13 protein-coding genes and 1 pseudogene are annotated in these 16,295 nt (G+C 52.0%); 1 reads left to right on the top strand and 13 read right to left on the bottom strand.

What is annotated here, in order from left to right; translation table 11 throughout:
• Window positions 1-28: 28 nt before the first annotated feature.
• On the bottom strand, window positions 29-964 hold the full coding sequence (lpxC, locus tag UNDKW_RS04060) for a UDP-3-O-acyl-N-acetylglucosamine deacetylase (protein ID WP_162039870.1): 936 nt from the start codon (window positions 962-964) through the stop codon (window positions 29-31).
• Between the two features lie 70 nt (window positions 965-1,034).
• Here lpxC and UNDKW_RS04055 point away from each other — a divergent pair, with 70 nt between their 5' ends.
• Window positions 1,035-1,526, top strand: a complete 492-nt coding sequence (locus tag UNDKW_RS04055; protein WP_162057685.1) for a GNAT family N-acetyltransferase — start codon at window positions 1,035-1,037, stop codon at window positions 1,524-1,526.
• A gap of 84 nt (window positions 1,527-1,610) precedes the next feature.
• Here UNDKW_RS04055 and UNDKW_RS04050 read toward each other — a convergent pair whose 3' ends face one another.
• The 12 genes and pseudogenes from UNDKW_RS04050 to UNDKW_RS03995 all read right to left on the bottom strand — a co-directional run bounded on the left by UNDKW_RS04050 (window position 1,611) and on the right by UNDKW_RS03995 (window position 16,286).
• The gene (locus UNDKW_RS04050) at window positions 1,611-2,117 is read right to left on the bottom strand and encodes a peroxiredoxin (protein ID WP_110255260.1); all 507 of its coding nucleotides are present in this window, start codon (window positions 2,115-2,117) and stop codon (window positions 1,611-1,613) included.
• 477 nt (window positions 2,118-2,594) lie between these two features.
• On the bottom strand, window positions 2,595-3,794 hold the full coding sequence (gene ftsZ / locus UNDKW_RS04045) for a cell division protein FtsZ (protein ID WP_162057684.1): 1,200 nt from the start codon (window positions 3,792-3,794) through the stop codon (window positions 2,595-2,597).
• 124 nt (window positions 3,795-3,918) lie between these two features.
• Complete coding sequence (gene ftsA / locus UNDKW_RS04040; protein WP_110255262.1) at window positions 3,919-5,151, bottom strand: cell division protein FtsA; 1,233 nt, start codon at window positions 5,149-5,151, stop codon at window positions 3,919-3,921.
• Window positions 5,148-5,939 (bottom strand): cell division protein FtsQ/DivIB, encoded by a 792-nt coding sequence (locus UNDKW_RS04035; RefSeq protein WP_162057683.1) that lies wholly within the window; start codon window positions 5,937-5,939, stop codon window positions 5,148-5,150. The genes ftsA and UNDKW_RS04035 overlap by 4 nt, the downstream gene beginning before the upstream one ends.
• 17 nt (window positions 5,940-5,956) lie before the next feature.
• Window positions 5,957-6,919, bottom strand: coding sequence for a D-alanine--D-alanine ligase (locus tag UNDKW_RS04030; protein WP_174247566.1), 963 nt, complete (start codon window positions 6,917-6,919; stop codon window positions 5,957-5,959).
• 27 nt (window positions 6,920-6,946) lie between these two features.
• Entirely contained in the window at window positions 6,947-8,332 is a 1,386-nt protein-coding gene (gene murC / locus UNDKW_RS04025) for a UDP-N-acetylmuramate--L-alanine ligase (protein WP_162057682.1), read from the bottom strand.
• A complete protein-coding gene (gene murG, locus UNDKW_RS04020; RefSeq protein WP_232063229.1) occupies window positions 8,329-9,420 on the bottom strand; it encodes an undecaprenyldiphospho-muramoylpentapeptide beta-N-acetylglucosaminyltransferase in 1,092 nt (363 codons plus the stop codon). Before murG ends, murC begins: the two co-directional genes overlap by 4 nt.
• Window positions 9,417-10,549, bottom strand: a pseudogene (ftsW, locus tag UNDKW_RS04015) (putative lipid II flippase FtsW). The gene murG and the pseudogene ftsW overlap by 4 nt, the downstream one beginning before the upstream one ends.
• An 83-nt stretch (window positions 10,550-10,632) precedes the next feature.
• Complete coding sequence (gene murD, locus UNDKW_RS04010; RefSeq protein ID WP_162057681.1) at window positions 10,633-12,138, bottom strand: UDP-N-acetylmuramoyl-L-alanine--D-glutamate ligase; 1,506 nt, start codon at window positions 12,136-12,138, stop codon at window positions 10,633-10,635.
• Between the two features lie 32 nt (window positions 12,139-12,170).
• Window positions 12,171-13,340: a phospho-N-acetylmuramoyl-pentapeptide-transferase gene (gene mraY, locus UNDKW_RS04005; RefSeq protein WP_162039863.1), complete on the bottom strand. Its 1,170-nt coding sequence runs from the start codon at window positions 13,338-13,340 to the stop codon at window positions 12,171-12,173.
• A gap of 1 nt (window position 13,341) precedes the next feature.
• On the bottom strand, window positions 13,342-14,760 hold the full coding sequence (gene murF, locus UNDKW_RS04000; RefSeq protein WP_162057680.1) for a UDP-N-acetylmuramoyl-tripeptide--D-alanyl-D-alanine ligase: 1,419 nt from the start codon (window positions 14,758-14,760) through the stop codon (window positions 13,342-13,344).
• On the bottom strand, window positions 14,760-16,286 hold the full coding sequence (locus UNDKW_RS03995; RefSeq protein WP_232063228.1) for a UDP-N-acetylmuramoyl-L-alanyl-D-glutamate--2,6-diaminopimelate ligase: 1,527 nt from the start codon (window positions 16,284-16,286) through the stop codon (window positions 14,760-14,762). The genes murF and UNDKW_RS03995 overlap by 1 nt, the downstream gene beginning before the upstream one ends.
• Window positions 16,287-16,295 lie beyond the last annotated feature (9 nt).

The following is a 16,295-nucleotide window of genomic DNA, read 5'->3' as shown; positions in this document are numbered from 1 at the left end:
GGCTGCACATGGGCTCAGCGCCGTAGCTTTAAGCGAGTGCCCACTCCCTGTCCACTTGCGTGGCGTAAGTAGGAGGTGCCATGTCGAGATCATCAAAGCTGACAATTTCATAGGCATCCGGCTGGGCCAACAAGGCGCGCAATAACTGATTGTTCAAGCCATGGCCAGACTTGTGGGCAGTATAGCTGGCGAGGAAGGGATGGCCGATCAGGTATAAATCACCTATGGCATCAAGGATTTTATGGCGGACAAATTCATCATCAAAGCGCAAACCATCTGAATTCAGGATACGGTATTCGTCCATGACTATCGCGTTTTCCATGGAGCCACCACGGGCCAGGCCTATGCCCCTGAGCATTTCCACATCCTGCATGAAACCAAAGGTTCGCGCCCTGGCAACATCCTGCACAAAAGTAGCGCTGGCAAAATCAACCACGGCGGTTTGTACCGTGCCATCGACTGCAGGATGATTGAATTCTATAAAGAAATGCAGCTTGAAACCATTGAAAGGCTCCAGCCTCGCCCATTTCTCGGACTTGCCCGTACCTTCGCGAATTTCTACCGGCTTTAATACACGGATAAATTTCTTCGCAGCATCCTGCTCCTGCATACCCGCCTGCTGCAATAAATAGACGAAAGATGAAGCAGAACCATCCATGATAGGAATTTCTTCGGCACTGACATCGATGTACAGATTGTCCAGACCCAGGCCTGCACAGGCAGACAACAAATGCTCTACCGTTGATACCTTGCCATGCTCATTCGACAAGGTCGATGCCATGCGGGTATCGCCCACGGCCAGCGCCTGGGCGGGTAATACCACGGGTGGGATCAAGTCTGTGCGCGTAAAAATAATGCCGGTATCCACAGGTGCCGGGCGCATGACGAGTTCAACCTTGGTACCAGAATGCAGACCGACACCAACGGTTTTCACTGTTTGTTTGATGGTTCTTTGCTTTAACATCGCGCTATTATAGCGTTTCGGGCAATTTACCATGCGGACGCACGGAAATTACCCGCTACTCTTCTTAAAAATGAATACAAAAACAACAATTCAAATTCGCCGTGCCTCAGCCGCAGATCTCGAAGCCATGTGTGAGCTCAGCGACCAGATCAATGCCCAGCACAACGCCGCTGCTCCCAAGGTTTTCGTACACAAAACAAATCGCGAACTTGACCGCCAGTTCTGGCATGGCACGTTTGAAAATCCTGCCGGTTGCGCCTTGCTGGCCTGCGACGCTGAACAGGTTCTGGGTTTCATCACCATGAGCTGGCATGAAAACACCACGATTCCCTTCTTGTACCGACGCCGTATTTGCCGCATAGGCACGATCGTAGTATCTGATAATCATCAGAAACGGGGGATAGGGAAATTATTGATGGATGGCGCAACGAACTGGGCACGCGAGCACGAGGCAGTAGAGGTCAGGCTGGAAGTATTCGACTTCAACCGCAATGCCATGGATTTTTATGCTGCTCAGGGTTATGGCATGCAGTCGCACATCATGAGCAAGTCACTAGACTAAAGCAGACATGCATGCAATAAAAAAGGCGCTCAGTGCAGTCAGTGAGCACTGAGCGCCTTTCTTGATGCGAATCAGAAAACCTGATTAGCCCAATTGTGCCAACAGCGTTTCTGCGTTCGACACTTCAAACTTGCCGCCTTCTTCGATATTCAGTTGTTTGACGACACCGTCAACAGCCAGCAAAGAATAACGCTGGGAACGTGTGCCCATGCCAAATTTGCTGAAATCTGCATCCAGGCCCAGCGCTTTGCTGAAATCTGCATTGCCGTCTGCCATCATGCGGACGATGCCAGTGGATTTTTGATCACGGCCCCATGCGCCCATGACGAATGCGTCATTGACGGAGATACACCAGATTTCATCAACGCCCTTGGCTTTCAAATCTGCTGCCAGTGCAACATAGCCAGGCACATGCTTGGCTGAGCAAGTTGGCGTGTATGCGCCAGGCAGACCAAAAATCGCAATGGTTTTACCTTTGGTCAGGTCTGCGACTTTGAAAGTATTTGGTCCGAGTGAACATCCTTCTGATTCCACTTCAATAAATTCTGCCAGGCTGCCTTCAGGCAGAGTATCGCCAATCTTGATTGTCATTTTATGCTCCCTAGATAAGTATTCGGATATTCAATGCCTTGCTGTATGCCGCCTCCACCAAAAGCAGGAAGTTTGAGCCATATCAACACCGACAGTGAAGGACGCAAGTATGCCTGAGCTAGAATTTTCTTGCAGAAGTTAAAAGAGTAAGGCTTAAGACCTCTCAACACAAAGGCACAAAGACACAGAGGAAAAACAGGGGAATTCAAAAACTCTTTTACATAGTCCAGTAACTATTAACTGATTAGTTTTGTGAAAGAGTCACGATGCACTACCTATCGAAAGCAATTGAAAATATGACGCTTTCCTCTTGTCTTTCTCTGTGGTGTAGCAGGGAATTCGTGCGGCATGCCGCGCGCCTGCGGAACGAAGTCTGCTTGCAAGCAGACTTTCCTCCCTCTGTGGTGAGCTTTCCGGTCCTACAAAAAAAACGCCAGCCTCTCTCGAAGCTGGCGTTCTGCAGAAAAACCAGATAAATCAGTCAGCCTGTTTGCGCAGGAAAGCTGGGATATCGTAAGTTTCCATGCCATTTTTTTCCAGGGCACGTACTGTTTCTGACGCAGATTCACGGCGCCATACTGCAGGTTTGCTCAAGCCATCAAAACCTGCGGAACCAGTTGCAGCACCAGTGCTGATGGTGGCAGAAGTCATGACCGGGCTGGCCATCACGGTTTCATTGTGCGTACCGGTACGCAGCATAGGTGTTTGCACCAGCTGAATATTTTTCTTGCCACGGCCCAGGCCAGTTGCAACTACCGTCACACGGATATCGTCACCCATGTTGTCGTCGTAAGCGATACCCTGGGCAATCGATGCGTCCGGTGCAGCAAAGGCGCGCACGGTGGACATGACTTCCTTGATCTCTTTACCTTTCAGACCACGGCTGGCTGTAACGTTCACCAACACACCGCGGGCGCCGGACAAATCAATGCCATCCAGCAGTGGAGATGCCACAGCCTGCTCAGCGGCGATGCGTGCGCGATCAACACCAGAAGCTGTTGCCGTACCCATCATGGCCTTGCCTTGTTCGCCCATGATGGTTTTCACGTCATTGAAATCGACGTTGATATGGCCAGGCACATTGATGATCTCGGCAATACCGGCGACGGCATTGTTCAAGACATCATCTGCATGTTGCAGCCATTCGATCATGCTGTCGTCTTCATAAATCTCTTCGAGTTTTTCGTTGAGAATGATGATCAGAGAATCGACGTGCTGGGACAAGGTTTCCAGACCTTCGTCGGCGATGTCCATGCATTTCTGACCTTCGTATGAAAATGGCTTCGATACTACGGCCACGGTCAGTGCACCCAATTCTTTGGCGACTTGCGCAACTACGGGAGCAGCACCAGTACCAGTACCGCCACCCATACCTGCGGCGATAAATACCATGTGCGCGCCGCGCAATGCGTCTTCGATGCGGGCACGGGAATCTTCTGCCAGCTTGCGGCCGACTTCCGGTTTCATGCCGGCGCCCAGACCAGTCTCGCCGATCTGTATCACATTGTTTGCTTTAGACTGCAACAGTGCTTGCGCATCTGTGTTTGCTGCAATGAACTCAACGCCGGACACGCCTTTGTTGATCATGTGCTGAACCGCATTGCCGCCTGCGCCACCTACGCCGACAACCTTGATCACGGTGCCTTGTGTGGCGTTATCAACCATATCGAACTCCATCATGACTCCTCCAGGTAGGCAGTTATCAGTCGCTAGGCATCACCGGGATGTGACGACTAGCGACTAATAACTGTATATCGAACTATTATAAAATGACTACACCAAATTAGATACAAAATACAAGCTAAAAATTCCCTAAAAACCACTCTTTCATGCGTTGCCAGACCGCTTTGGCTGAACCTTCTTGCCGAGTGACCAGATGACCGCGCAAATACTGCTTCTTCGCTTCCAACAACAACCCCAAAACTGTGGCATAACGCAGGCTGCGCACGACATCTGCCAACTGCCCGCTATACGCTGGCATGCCTAATCTGGTCGGCTTCAAAAAGATGTCTTCTGCCATCTCGACCATGCCCGGCATGGCAGCAGAACCGCCTGTCAAAACGATGCCGGATGAGAGCACATCTTCATAGCCGGATTCACGCACCACCTGGTGCACCAACGCAAACAATTCTTCAACGCGCGGCTCTATCACTGCCGCCAAAGCCTGGCGCGACAAGGAGCGCGGGCCGCGGTCACCAAGACCAGGCACTTCCAGTGTGTCGGACGGATCAGCCAATACCTGTTTAGCGACCCCAAAACGCACCTTGATTTCTTCTGCTTCCGAGGTCGGCGTGCGCAAGGCCATGGCGATATCATTGGTGATCTGATCACCGGCTATTGGTATCACTGCAGTGTGTCGTATCGCACCTTCGCTGAATACTGCAACGTCAGTGGTGCCGCCACCGATATCGATGAGCACTACGCCCAGCTCTTTTTCATCCTTGGTCAGCACTGCTTCAGCCGAGGCCATAGGTTGCAGGATCAGGTCAGATACTTCAAGACCGCAACGGCGCACACACTTGACGATGTTCTGCACCGCAGAAACGGCACCGGTAACAATATGCACTTTGACTTCAAGACGTATGCCGCTCATGCCTATAGGTTCGCGCACATCGTCCTGGCTATCGACAATAAATTCTTGCGGTAAGGTATGCAGCAATTGCTGGTCAGTCGGAATATTGACGGCCTTGGCAGTTTCTATCACACGCGAAACGTCAGCTGCGGTGACTTCTTTATCCTTGATCGCCACCATGCCGCTGGAATTAAAGCTGCGGATATGGCTGCCGGCAATACCGGTATATACATTGCGTATCTTGCAGTCTGCCATCAACTCGGCTTCTTCCAAAGCGCGCTGTATGGATTCGACGGTCGCCTCGATATTAACGACGACGCCTTTTTTCAGCCCCTTGGATTCATGCTGGCCCAGGCCGATGACTTCATGCCTGCCGTCAGGCATGACTTCTGCCACGACCGCCACAATTTTTGAGGTGCCGATATCGAGACCAACGATCAGATTTTTAGCGTCTTTTGTCATGTCTTTCCACTTGCTTTTGTTTGCTTTTTTGATCCGATATTGCTATGACTCGATTTGAGCGCCAGGCCATTCGGATAACGCATGTCCACACTTTCAATACTGTCCTGCAAACTGGCCAGCAGTTGCGGATAGACTGTCATCAGTTTATCCACCCTGCTCTTGAGCGTTGTTGCATCCTGCACTCTGCCCAATTGCACCTGCATGCCATTATTCAACTTCAGACTCCAGGCATAACGACTGGAGTAATTCACTTCATCCGGTGCCAGACTGATCCTGGCAAACCAGTTTTTAAATTCCAGATACTGCGCCAGCACTTCTTTTTCACTACCATCCGGTCCACTCAGGGCCACCAGATCTGCATCGTCCTCGGCCTCTGCCAGGTTGGCGGTGAACACATCGCCCTTGGCAGAAATCAATTGCCCGTTTTCACCCCAGGTACCCAGCGCCACATGTTCTTCCAGGGTGACGATGAGTTTGTTCGGCCATTCTCTTTGTACGCTGGCCTTGCGCACCCAGGGTACTGCTTCAAAAGCTGTTCTTACCGCATCCAGATTTGCAGTAAAAAAATTACCCCTGATCTTGGGTAAAGCCGTGCTCCTGATCGTCAGCGTATTCACATGCCGTAAACCAGCACTATCAACCGCACTACTCGCTTCCACCCGTATCACGCGCAAAGTAAAAAATGGCCTTTGTATTACCCACCAGACGCCTGACAACACCAGGATGAACAGTACCAGCCCAAACAGGGCATTCGCGGTATTGTTCATCAGCTTGCTGTCATGCCACATTTTTTACTCTTACTCGTTTACTTTTCTGTTTCAGATTTAATTTTCAAGCTTGCTGTCTTCAAAATTTCTACACACAAGTCTTCATAACTGATGCCTACTGCCTTGGCTGCCATGGGTACCAGCGAATGCCCGGTCATGCCTGGAGAAGTATTGATCTCCAGCAAGAACGGTTTGTTATCCGACTTGCGCAACAAGACATCAACCCTGGCCCAGCCTTCACAATCCAGTGCGCGGTAAGCATCGACAGCCATTTTGCGGATGGCATCCGTCAGATCCTGCTCCAGCAGTGCCGGGCAAATGTATTGCGTGTCGTCAGTAAAATACTTGTTCTGGTAATCGTAGTTACCATCAGGTGCAACGATTTCGGTGATCGGCAAGGCATACGCCAGCTCACCCTTGCCGAGTATCGCCACTGTCAGTTCGCGGCCTTCGACAAATTCTTCTGCCAGCACGACTTCATCAAACTGGGCTGCCAAAGCATAAGCTTCCTGCATGTCTGAATAACCAACGACCTTGGTAATACCTATTGTAGAGCCCTCATGTGGCGGCTTGATGATGAGTGGCAAACCCAGCTCATCCGGCACACGGCGCAATTCAGTCTGAGCTGTCAATACGGCATAAGCAGGAGTGCTCAGGCCATAGGTTTGCCAGATGCGCTTGGTAAAAATCTTGTCCATGGCGATTGCCGATGCCATCACGCCACTGCCGGTGTAAGGAATATTCAATTGTTCCAGTACACCTTGCAGGCTGCCATCTTCACCATAGCGGCCATGCAGGGCAATGAAAACACGGTCAAATTTTTCTGCGGCCAGTTCGGCAATGCTGCGTTCTGCCGTGTCAAAACCATGGGCATCTATGCCTTTGCTTTTCAAGGCTTGCAATACGCCAGTACCGGACATCAGGGAGATTTCACGTTCAGCCGAACGCCCGCCAAACAGCACGCCTACTTTGCCCAGAGATTTCAAATTCAATTCGCTCATGATGATCTGATCACTTGTTTTCTACATTTACACTGACTGCGCCAGTTTTGCCGGCACAGCATTGATGGAACCTGCCCCCATGACGATGACTACATCGCCGTCTTTCAATACCCGCAAAATACTGTCGGGCATTTCTTGCATATCTTCGACAAATACCGGCTCTACCTTGCCCATGACGCGCAGGGCGCGCGACAGGGAGCGGCCATCCGCCGCCAGTATCGGCGCTTCACCTGCGGCATAGACTTCTGCCAGCACCACTGCATCTGCATCAGAAATCACACGGACGAAATCTTCAAACAGATCGCGGGTACGGGTATAACGGTGCGGCTGGAAAGCCAGCACCAGCCTGCGGCCTGGATAAGCGCCACGCGCTGCCGCCAAAGTAGCAGCCATTTCCACAGGGTGATGACCATAGTCATCCACCAGGGCGAAAGTGCCACCATTGGCCAAGGCGATTTCACCATAACGGGTAAAGCGACGGCCTACACCATTGAATTCGGAGAGAGCTTTTTGCGTTGCCTCGTCACTGACACCGACTTCACGTGCAATCGCTATCGCGGCGCAAGCATTTTGTACATTGTGCATGCCAGGCTGGTTCAGGCTAACCTGCATATTCTCATAGCCATCTTGCACTACCGTGAAATGCATCTTGCCATTGGCGGCGGTGGCATCGACTGCACGTACATCGGCATCTGCATGGAAACCATAGGTGACGATGGGTTTGGAGACGAAAGGCATGATTTCACGCACATTTGCATCATCCAGGCACAAGACTGCCACACCATAGAATGGCAGGCGCTGGGTAAATTCGATGAAAGCCTGTTTCAGGCGGGCGAAGTCATGACCATAGGTTTCCATATGGTCGGCATCGATATTGGTGATGACTTCAATCACTGGCAAGAGATTGAGGAAAGAAGCATCAGATTCATCGGCTTCTGCCACGATGAAGTCGCCGCTACCCAGTTTGGCATTGGCACCAGCACTATTGAGCAAACCGCCGATGACGAAAGTCGGGTCGAGACCACCTTGTGCCAATACACTGGCAACCAGGCTGGTCGTCGTCGTTTTACCATGGGTACCGGCAATAGCGATACCACTTTTCAAACGCATCAGTTCTGCCAGCATCATGGCGCGTGGCACGATGGGAATATGTTTGGCGCGGGCGGCGACAACTTCAGGGTTATCACCCTTGACTGCCGTCGATGTCACAACGGCATCTGCGCCGACAATATTTTCTGCTGCATGACCCAGCATGACATTGGCACCCAGCTGCGCCAGTCGTTTTGAAGCAGCATTGCTACCGAGGTCGGAACCGGAAATGGTGTAGCCGAGGTTCAGCAAGACTTCGGCGATACCGCTCATGCCCGAGCCGCCTATGCCGACGAAATGAATGTGTTTGACTTTGTGTTTCATGCTAATGATTCCAGAATATGGGCGATGTTGGCACTGGCTTCGCGCTGCCCCAGGGCGTAGGCTGTTTCGGCCATCGCCAGGCATTGCGCTCTGTCCAGTACTTTTAATTTCTCTGCCAGCAAGGCTGTGCTTAATTCAGTTTGTGGCAAATGGATGGCGGCTGTTTGGCCTGCCATCCAGATGGCGTTTTCTTTTTGGTGTGAAGTACTCGACGCCATGAAAGGCACGAGTATGCTGGCCACACCTGCCGCAGTCAGTTCTGACACGGTAATAGCACCGGCACGGCAAATCACCAGATCAGCCTCGGCATAGCGGCGCGGCATGTCGTCGATAAAATCCAGCACTTCAGCCTGCACGCCTGCCTGCGCATAACTCTGGCGCAAGGCATCTATGTGCTGTTTGCCAGACTGATGCGTAATCATTGGGCGCTGGGCTTCTGGCAGCAAGGCCACCGCCTGCGGCACAGCATCATTCAATACTTTGGCACCCAGGCTGCCACCGACGACCAGTATGCGCAAAGGGCCAGTGCGTTCTGCATAACGTGTCGCTGGCGCTGGCAATTCGCAAATTTCTTTGCGTATGGGGTTGCCAATAACAGTTGTTTTCTGATCCGCTGTTACTGTTGCCGATGGCAGACCAAACAGTAATTTACTGGCGAAAGGACGCAAAGCCTTATTCGACAGCAGCAAGGCAGCATCCGCATTCATCAACACAACTGGCTTGCCGCGCAAGGCTGCCATGATGCCACCAGGCACGGTCACATAACCACCCATGCCCAATACCACATCTGGCTGGCGGCGACCGATGATGCTAAAGCAGCTAAAGAAACTCTTGACCAGTTTAAAAGCACCGCTGACCGTATGCGATAAACCCTTGCCACGCAAGCCAGAGAAATCAATATTGTCCATGGCGATATTGTGCTTGGGTACGATCTGCCCTTCCATGCCTATCTGCGTGCCCAGCCAGCTGACTTGCCAGCCGCGTTCGCGCATGATGTCGGCTATCGCCAGACCAGGGAAGATATGCCCACCTGTGCCTGCTGCCATGATCAGCAATTTTTTTGGCATTTTTTGTATGGCCTGGCTCATGCGCGGCCTCCACGCATCAATACGCGGTTTTCATAATCGACACGCAACAAAATCGCCAGACCCACACAATTAATCATGACACCAGAACCACCATAACTCATCAAAGGCAGGGTCAAACCTTTGGTCGGCAACAAGCCCAGGTTAACCCCCATATTAATAAACGCCTGCACACCTATCCAGATACCTATGCCCTTGGCCAGCAAACCTGCAAAGGTCTGATCCAGCGCTATCGCTTGCCGGCCGATTTCGAAAGCGCGTTTCAGCAACCAATAAAATAAAAGCACCACCGCCATGACACCAACGAATCCCAGCTCTTCTCCGATGACAGCCAGCAAAAAATCTGTGTGTGCTTCTGGCAGGTAATGCAGTTTTTGTACGCTGGCACCGAGGCCTACGCCAAATAATTCACCACGGCCAAAAGCAATCAGCGAATGTGTCAACTGGTAGGCCTTGCCCAGCGCATGATCTTCGTCAAATGGGCTAAGGTAGGCAAAAATACGTTCACGCCGCCATGGCGATATCAAGATAACCGCAGTAAAGATACCGATCAGGGTAGCGGCAATGCCACCGAACCAGACGCCGTTGATACCCCCAAAAACAGGATGCCCATGGCGATACAAACGATGACGCCAAAAGCACCCAGGTCAGGTTCCAGCAATAACAGCAAACCCACGATGCCAACCGCTGCCAGCATGGGGACGAAACCCTTGGTCAGTTTGTGCATGTATTCCTGTTTGCGCACGGTATAGTCGGCGGCATACAAGACCATGAACAGCTTCATCAATTCAGAAGGTTGCAAATTCAAGACTTTGAAAGACAACCAGCGTTTGGCACCATTGACGCCTTTGCCCAGACCCGGTATCAATACGGCTACCAGCAAGACCAGGGTCGCCACGAATAAATAAGGCGCATATTTTTGCCAGGTCGCGATCGGGATACGGAATACCAATGCACCTGCGATCAGGGCCACCACGACAAAGATCGCCTGACGTATCAGGAAATGCGAATTTTTGTAATTGGCATACTTGGGTGAATCAGGCAAAGAGATCGAAGCCGAATACACCATGACCATGCCGAACAGCATCAGGATAATTGTCACCCACACCAAAGGCTGGTCATAGTCCATCATCTTGGACCGGCTAACCAGATTGGTACTCGCTGGCGGTGCGCCAAACGGGGACCATCTTTGCAATGGGAGCAAGAGCTGACGCATCAGCAAACCTCCCCGCGTGCCAAAGCGACTTCACGCACAGCGTCCACAAACACCTGGGCGCGGTGGGCATAATTACGGAACATGTCCAGGCTGGCGCAAGCCGGTGAAAGCAAAACGATGTCGCCATCTGCAGCCAGTTCAGCAGCGGCCTGCACTGCCATTTCCAATGTGGCGACATCGTGCAGCGGCACAGCAGTCACTGCCAGAGCCTGCTGCAATTCTTCTTTGGCTTTACCTAGCAGGATAACCGCCTTGGTATAGCGCTCGACCGGATCAGCCAGAGGAGAAAAATCCTGCCCCTTGCCTTCGCCGCCAGCAATCAAAATAATCCGCTTGTGTAATGCATCGGATTGCTGACCCAGTCCCTTCAAGGCCGCGACTGTGGCACCGACATTGGTGCCTTTGCTGTCATCGATATAGTCGACACCCGCTATACTGGCAACCTGCTCTACCCTGTGCGGCTCACCTTTGTAATCACGCAAGCCATGCAGTAAAGGTGCAAATGACAAACCTATACCACGGCACAAAGCCAGGGCAGCCAGAGCATTCGCGGCATTATGCTGACCACGGATTTGCAAAGCATCTGTCGGCATCAGGCGGCTGACGATGACAGGCATTTCTTCGACTTCTTTTTTCTTGCGGCGGCTATTTGTGACAACAGGTGCGTCTTCTGCCGGATTTGCTACCGCCAGCCAGCCCATGCCATGCTCATTCAGCAAACCCATGTCCGCCAGGTGTTTGGGTGCATCGACACCAAAGCTGACTGCATTGCCATGCGGCTTGGCCATGGACATGACAAGTGCATCATCACGGTTCAAAACCTGCAAAGTCTGTTCGCCAAAAATCTTTGCCTTGTCAGCGCAATACGCTTGCAGGCTGCCATGCCAGTCCAGATGGTCCTGGGTGATATTCAAGACCGTTGCCACATCAGCTTGCAGGCTATGTGTGGTATGCAACTGGAAGCTGGACAATTCCAGCACCCAGACTTGAGGCAGGCTGTCTTGCTCCAGACATTCACGCAGCACATCAAGTACAGCCGGGCTGATATTGCCTGCAACTTTAACTGTCAAACCGGCGCGTTCTACCAGCAAACCAACCAGGCTGGTGACCGTGGTTTTGCCATTGGTGCCAGTGATGGCGATGACTTTAGGCTGGTATTCGCGCTCAGCCTTCAAAGCTAGCAGAGCCTGGGCAAACAACTCTATCTCGCCCCAGACCGGGATATTTTTTTCAGCCGCAGCAGGCAACAATTCCTGCAATTCACGCAGAGGTGACAAACCGGGGCTGACTGCCATCAACTCAACATCATCGAGCAAGGCTGGGGTGAAAGCACCGCCAATAAATTCCACCTGATCTGACAATGCCTGCAATTGCGGCAACCTGTCCGGTACTTCACGTGTATCGGCAACACGCAGGCGCGCACCGGCGCGTAACAGCCATTGCGCCATCGCCAGCCCGGTTTCACCCAGGCCCAGAACCAGTACATGTTTACCTGAAAAATCCATAAACTCTATATCTATCTTTTAACGTAACTTATTTAACGTAACTTCAGTGAAGACAAACCTATCAGCACCAGCAACATGGTGATGATCCAGAAACGCACGACAACCTGGGTTTCTTTCCAGCCTTTTTTCTCAAAATGGTGATGCAGAGGTGCCATCAACAACAGACGGCGACCTTCGCCATATTTTCTTTTGGTGTATTTGAAATAACTGACTTGCAGCATGACGGACAAAGTCTCCGCCACAAAAATGCCACCCATGATGAACAGCACAATTTCTTGCCTGACGATGACTGCCACCGTACCCAGTGCGCCACCTAAAGCGAGTGCACCGACGTCACCCATGAATACTTGTGCGGGGTGAGCATTGAACCAGAGAAAAGCCAGACCAGCCCCGGCCATCGCACCACAGAAAATCAGCAATTCACCAGCGCCTGGTATATGCGGTATCAACAGATATTTGGCATAACCGACATTACCCGTCAGGTAAGCAAACAGACCCAGGGCAGAACCGACCATGATGGTAGGCATGATGGCCAGACCATCCAGTCCATCAGTAAAATTCACGGCATTGCTGGTACCGACGATGACGCAGTAAGTCAATGCGATAAAACCCCAGACGCCGAGGGGATAGCTGACAGTTTTAAAGAAAGGCACGATCAAATCTGCCTTGGGCGGCAAATCCATATTGAAACCGGACTGTACCCAGGCGATAAACAATTCCAGCACTTTTGAATTGCTTGGTGCAGAGACTGAAAACGCCAGATAAAAAGCAGCGATCAAACCTATCAGCGATTGCCAGAAATATTTTTCCCTGGAGCGCATGCCTTCAGGGTCTTTGTAAACCACCTTGCGGTAATCATCAACCCAACCTACTGCACCATAACCGAGGGTGACTATCATGACTACCCAGATAAAACGGTTGCTCAAATCACCCCACAATAAAGTGGAGATGCCAATCGAAATCAAGACCAGTACGCCCCCCATGGTAGGCGTACCGGATTTAACCAAATGTGTTTCCATACCATAGCTGCGCACAGCCTGGCCTACCTTGAGCCTGGTCAGCATGCGGATAACCGCTGGACCAGCAAAAATACCGATGGAGATGGCCGTCATCGTGGCAAAAACTGCGCGGAAGGTAATAAACCCAAAGACGCGCAGCCAGCCTATATCCTGCTTTAACATTTCAGCCAACCAGAGCAACATACTAGTGATTCCCTATTATTTTTTGTTGTAATGTATTTTTTTCTTTATCGTCTGCTGCCAAAAGATGCGCAACGACTCTTTCCATCTTCATGAAACGCGAGCCTTTGACCAGCACTATCGTGTCAACCGCAGTTTGTGCATCAAGGTTCTGGCACAGGTTTTCTACGCTGGCAAAATGCTGGGCACCCGCACCATAGCCCTGTGCTGCATGGGCAACCAGTTCACCCAGCAAGAACAGTTTTTTGACGCCACGCTGCTGCGCATACTCGCCAATTTCATGATGGAATTGCGCGCCGTTTTCACCAACCTCGCCCATGTCACCGAGTACCAGCGCAGTATCACCACCGATTTGTGCCAGCACATCGATCGCAGCACGTACTGAATCAGGGTTGGCGTTATAACTGTCATCAATCACGGTTGCGCCGCAATGTGCTTGCTTGCGTTGCAGGCGACCATTCACGGGAGCGAAATTCTCCAGGCCGGCAACAATGGCTTCTTTGCTGACGCCGGTCGCATGGCAGCAAGCTGCAGCGGCGAGTGCATTCAAGACATTGTGCTGGCCTGCTGCGTTCAGGCGCACTGACAGGACCTGGCCAGCCAGCTTGATTTGCAGGTCACTACCAAACACGCTGGGCAGGTAAGTCGCATGCACATCAGCATCAGGTGTCAGACCAAAAGTCAGGGTTTTACGCTGACCGCGTTCAGACGCAAAGGATTGCCATAAAGCGGTATAAGTATCGTTAGCAGGGAATACAGCCACGCCATCATCTGGCAGGCACTGTATCGCCACACCATTTTCGCGCGCCACTGCTTCCACGTTTTGCATGAATTCCTGATGTTCGCGCTGTGCATTGTTGACCAGTGCCACGGTAGGCATCGCGGCAGAAGCCAGCAAGGCGATTTCGCCAGGATGGTTCATGCCCATTTCTATGACGGCGGCCTTATGTCCGGCATGCAATTGCATGATGGTCAGGGGCACGCCGATTTCATTGTTCAAATTACCTGCAGTCGCCAGACGGCCATCTGCACCAAAGGCTGCTGCCAGGATAGAAGAAATCATTTCCTTGACGGTGGTCTTGCCGTTGCTGCCAGTCACACCAATGACGGGCAGCTCAAACTTCTGACGCCAGAAGCGCCCTACTTTTACCAGCGCCAGTTTGCTGTCTGCCACCTGCAAGGCTGGCAGGCTGAAATCTGCAGGCAGGCGTTCAGCGATCACTGCTGCTGCACCGGCGGCCGCGACTTGCGGCAAGAAATCATGGGCATCAAAGTTTTCACCGCGCAGGGCAACGAACAGATCGCCAACGCCAACTTTGCGGCTGTCAGTGGTCAGACCAGTGATGCGGGTGACGACACCGGCATCACCAGCCAGTTTCGCCGCAGGCATGGCAGCCTGTAATTCCTGAAGAGTGAATTCCATCAGCTTCCCCTCTTCGTATTACCGCTGGTTGCGACAGTAGCAAGTGAGAGTGCGGCATGCTCTTCATCGGAGAATGGCCATTTCTTGCCATTAATATCCTGATAGGTTTCATGGCCTTTGCCAGCCAGCAAAACTACATCATGATGATCTGCATGCTTGATCGCATACAGGATTGCATTGGCGCGGTCTTCGATTACTTGCGGCGTGCCCGTCATGCCTTTGAGAATGTCTTCTATGATCTGCGATGGATTTTCACTGCGCGGATTGTCACTGGTGACAACAACATGTTGCGCCAGCTCAGCAATCTTGCCCATTTGCGGGCGCTTGCCAGGATCACGGTCACCGCCGCAACCAAACACGCACCACAAAGCCCCTGCTCTTTCTTGCGCCACTTGCTGCAAGGCTTCCAGGGTTTTTTCGAGCGCATCTGGCGTGTGCGCATAATCAATAACGACCATGACATGACCGGCAGTACCCAGCAATTGCATGCGGCCAGGGACCGGTGTCAGTTTTTCTATGATGCCCACGGCCTTGTTCAGAGCGATGCCCTTGCTCAGCAACACGGCGAGTACCGCCAGGATATTGCTGACATTGAATTTGCCTATGAGCTGGGTCTTGATCTGCGCCACGCCAAATGGAGATTCGAGATGGAAGCTCGTGCCTGCATGGCTGGTTTTCAGATTGCTGGCGACCAGGGCATCTATGCCCGATACGAGTTCCTTTTCAAGACTGTAGCCCAGCAGCTTGGTAGCTGGCTGACTGGCTTGCAGATGTTTGACCAGTTCCAGGCCATAGGCATCATCCAGGTTGATGACAGCGCTACCCAGACCTTGCCAGTCAAACAGCTTTGTTTTGGCGGCGGTGTAGCTCTGCATGTCGCCATGGTAATCAAGATGATCACGCGTCAGATTCGTCAGCACGGCCACATCAAAATGCAGACCGTTCAAACGGCCCTGGTCCAGGCCTATGGAAGAAGCTTCTATCGCCAGTGCCTGTGCGCCATCGCGCTGCAAGTCGGACAGTTTTTGCTGCAAGCCTATGGCGTCGGGCGTGGTGTAACCAGTCTCTGCCAGTTGCCCCAGTATGCCATTGCGATACTGGCCTATGCCCAGCGTGCCGATGACAGCCGCAGGTGTGCCGCTCAGTGAAAGCGCCTTGGCTATCCATTGTGTGCATGAAGTCTTGCCATTGGTGCCGGTAACGGCCACATTGAACCAGTCTTTATCTGGCTCACCATACCAGGCATGGGCGACATGACCAACTACGTCTTGCAAGTTATCTACCGGTAGATGCGGGACTTTGAGTGCACCAGGAGCATTGACAGCATCATCCCAGCTAAATTCATTTGCTTCATACACCACTGCAACTGCGCCATTGGCAATTGCATGGGCAATATGCGCACGGCCATCCGTAAGAGGGGTGCGCAAGGCGAAGAAGACATCCCCTGTTTGTATGGAGCGGGAATCTGAACGCAATTGCGCATTCGGCGCATGCTGCTTCAGCCAGTCCAGTATTGCTATTATCATTGTATTTTT

Source organism: Undibacterium sp. KW1, from assembly GCF_009937955.1.
In the GTDB taxonomy this organism is placed as follows: Bacteria; Pseudomonadota; Gammaproteobacteria; order Burkholderiales; family Burkholderiaceae_D; genus Undibacterium.
The sequence above is the reverse complement of the archived record's forward strand: the minus strand, read 5'-3'. Positions and strand labels throughout refer to the sequence as shown.

What these genes read in the sequence shown, in the direction of transcription:
- lpxC (WP_162039870.1), bottom strand. Translation starts at nt 964, where the DNA reads ATGTTAAAGCAAAGAACCATCAAACAAACAGTGAAAACCGTTGGTGTC.
- UNDKW_RS03995 (WP_232063228.1), bottom strand. Translation starts at nt 16,286, where the DNA reads ATGATAATAGCAATACTGGACTGGCTGAAGCAGCATGCGCCGAATGCG.
- UNDKW_RS04030 (WP_174247566.1), bottom strand. Translation starts at nt 6,919, where the DNA reads ATGAGCGAATTGAATTTGAAATCTCTGGGCAAAGTAGGCGTGCTGTTT.
- UNDKW_RS04050 (WP_110255260.1), bottom strand. Translation starts at nt 2,117, where the DNA reads ATGACAATCAAGATTGGCGATACTCTGCCTGAAGGCAGCCTGGCAGAA.
- murC (WP_162057682.1), bottom strand. Translation starts at nt 8,332, where the DNA reads ATGAAACACAAAGTCAAACACATTCATTTCGTCGGCATAGGCGGCTCG.
- UNDKW_RS04055 (WP_162057685.1), top strand. Translation starts at nt 1,035, where the DNA reads ATGAATACAAAAACAACAATTCAAATTCGCCGTGCCTCAGCCGCAGAT.
- murG (WP_232063229.1), bottom strand. Translation starts at nt 9,420, where the DNA reads ATGAGCCAGGCCATACAAAAAATGCCAAAAAAATTGCTGATCATGGCA.
- murD (WP_162057681.1), bottom strand. Translation starts at nt 12,138, where the DNA reads ATGGATTTTTCAGGTAAACATGTACTGGTTCTGGGCCTGGGTGAAACC.
- ftsZ (WP_162057684.1), bottom strand. Translation starts at nt 3,794, where the DNA reads ATGGAGTTCGATATGGTTGATAACGCCACACAAGGCACCGTGATCAAG.
- ftsA (WP_110255262.1), bottom strand. Translation starts at nt 5,151, where the DNA reads ATGACAAAAGACGCTAAAAATCTGATCGTTGGTCTCGATATCGGCACC.
- murF (WP_162057680.1), bottom strand. Translation starts at nt 14,760, where the DNA reads ATGGAATTCACTCTTCAGGAATTACAGGCTGCCATGCCTGCGGCGAAA.
- UNDKW_RS04035 (WP_162057683.1), bottom strand. Translation starts at nt 5,939, where the DNA reads ATGTGGCATGACAGCAAGCTGATGAACAATACCGCGAATGCCCTGTTT.
- mraY (WP_162039863.1), bottom strand. Translation starts at nt 13,340, where the DNA reads ATGTTGCTCTGGTTGGCTGAAATGTTAAAGCAGGATATAGGCTGGCTG.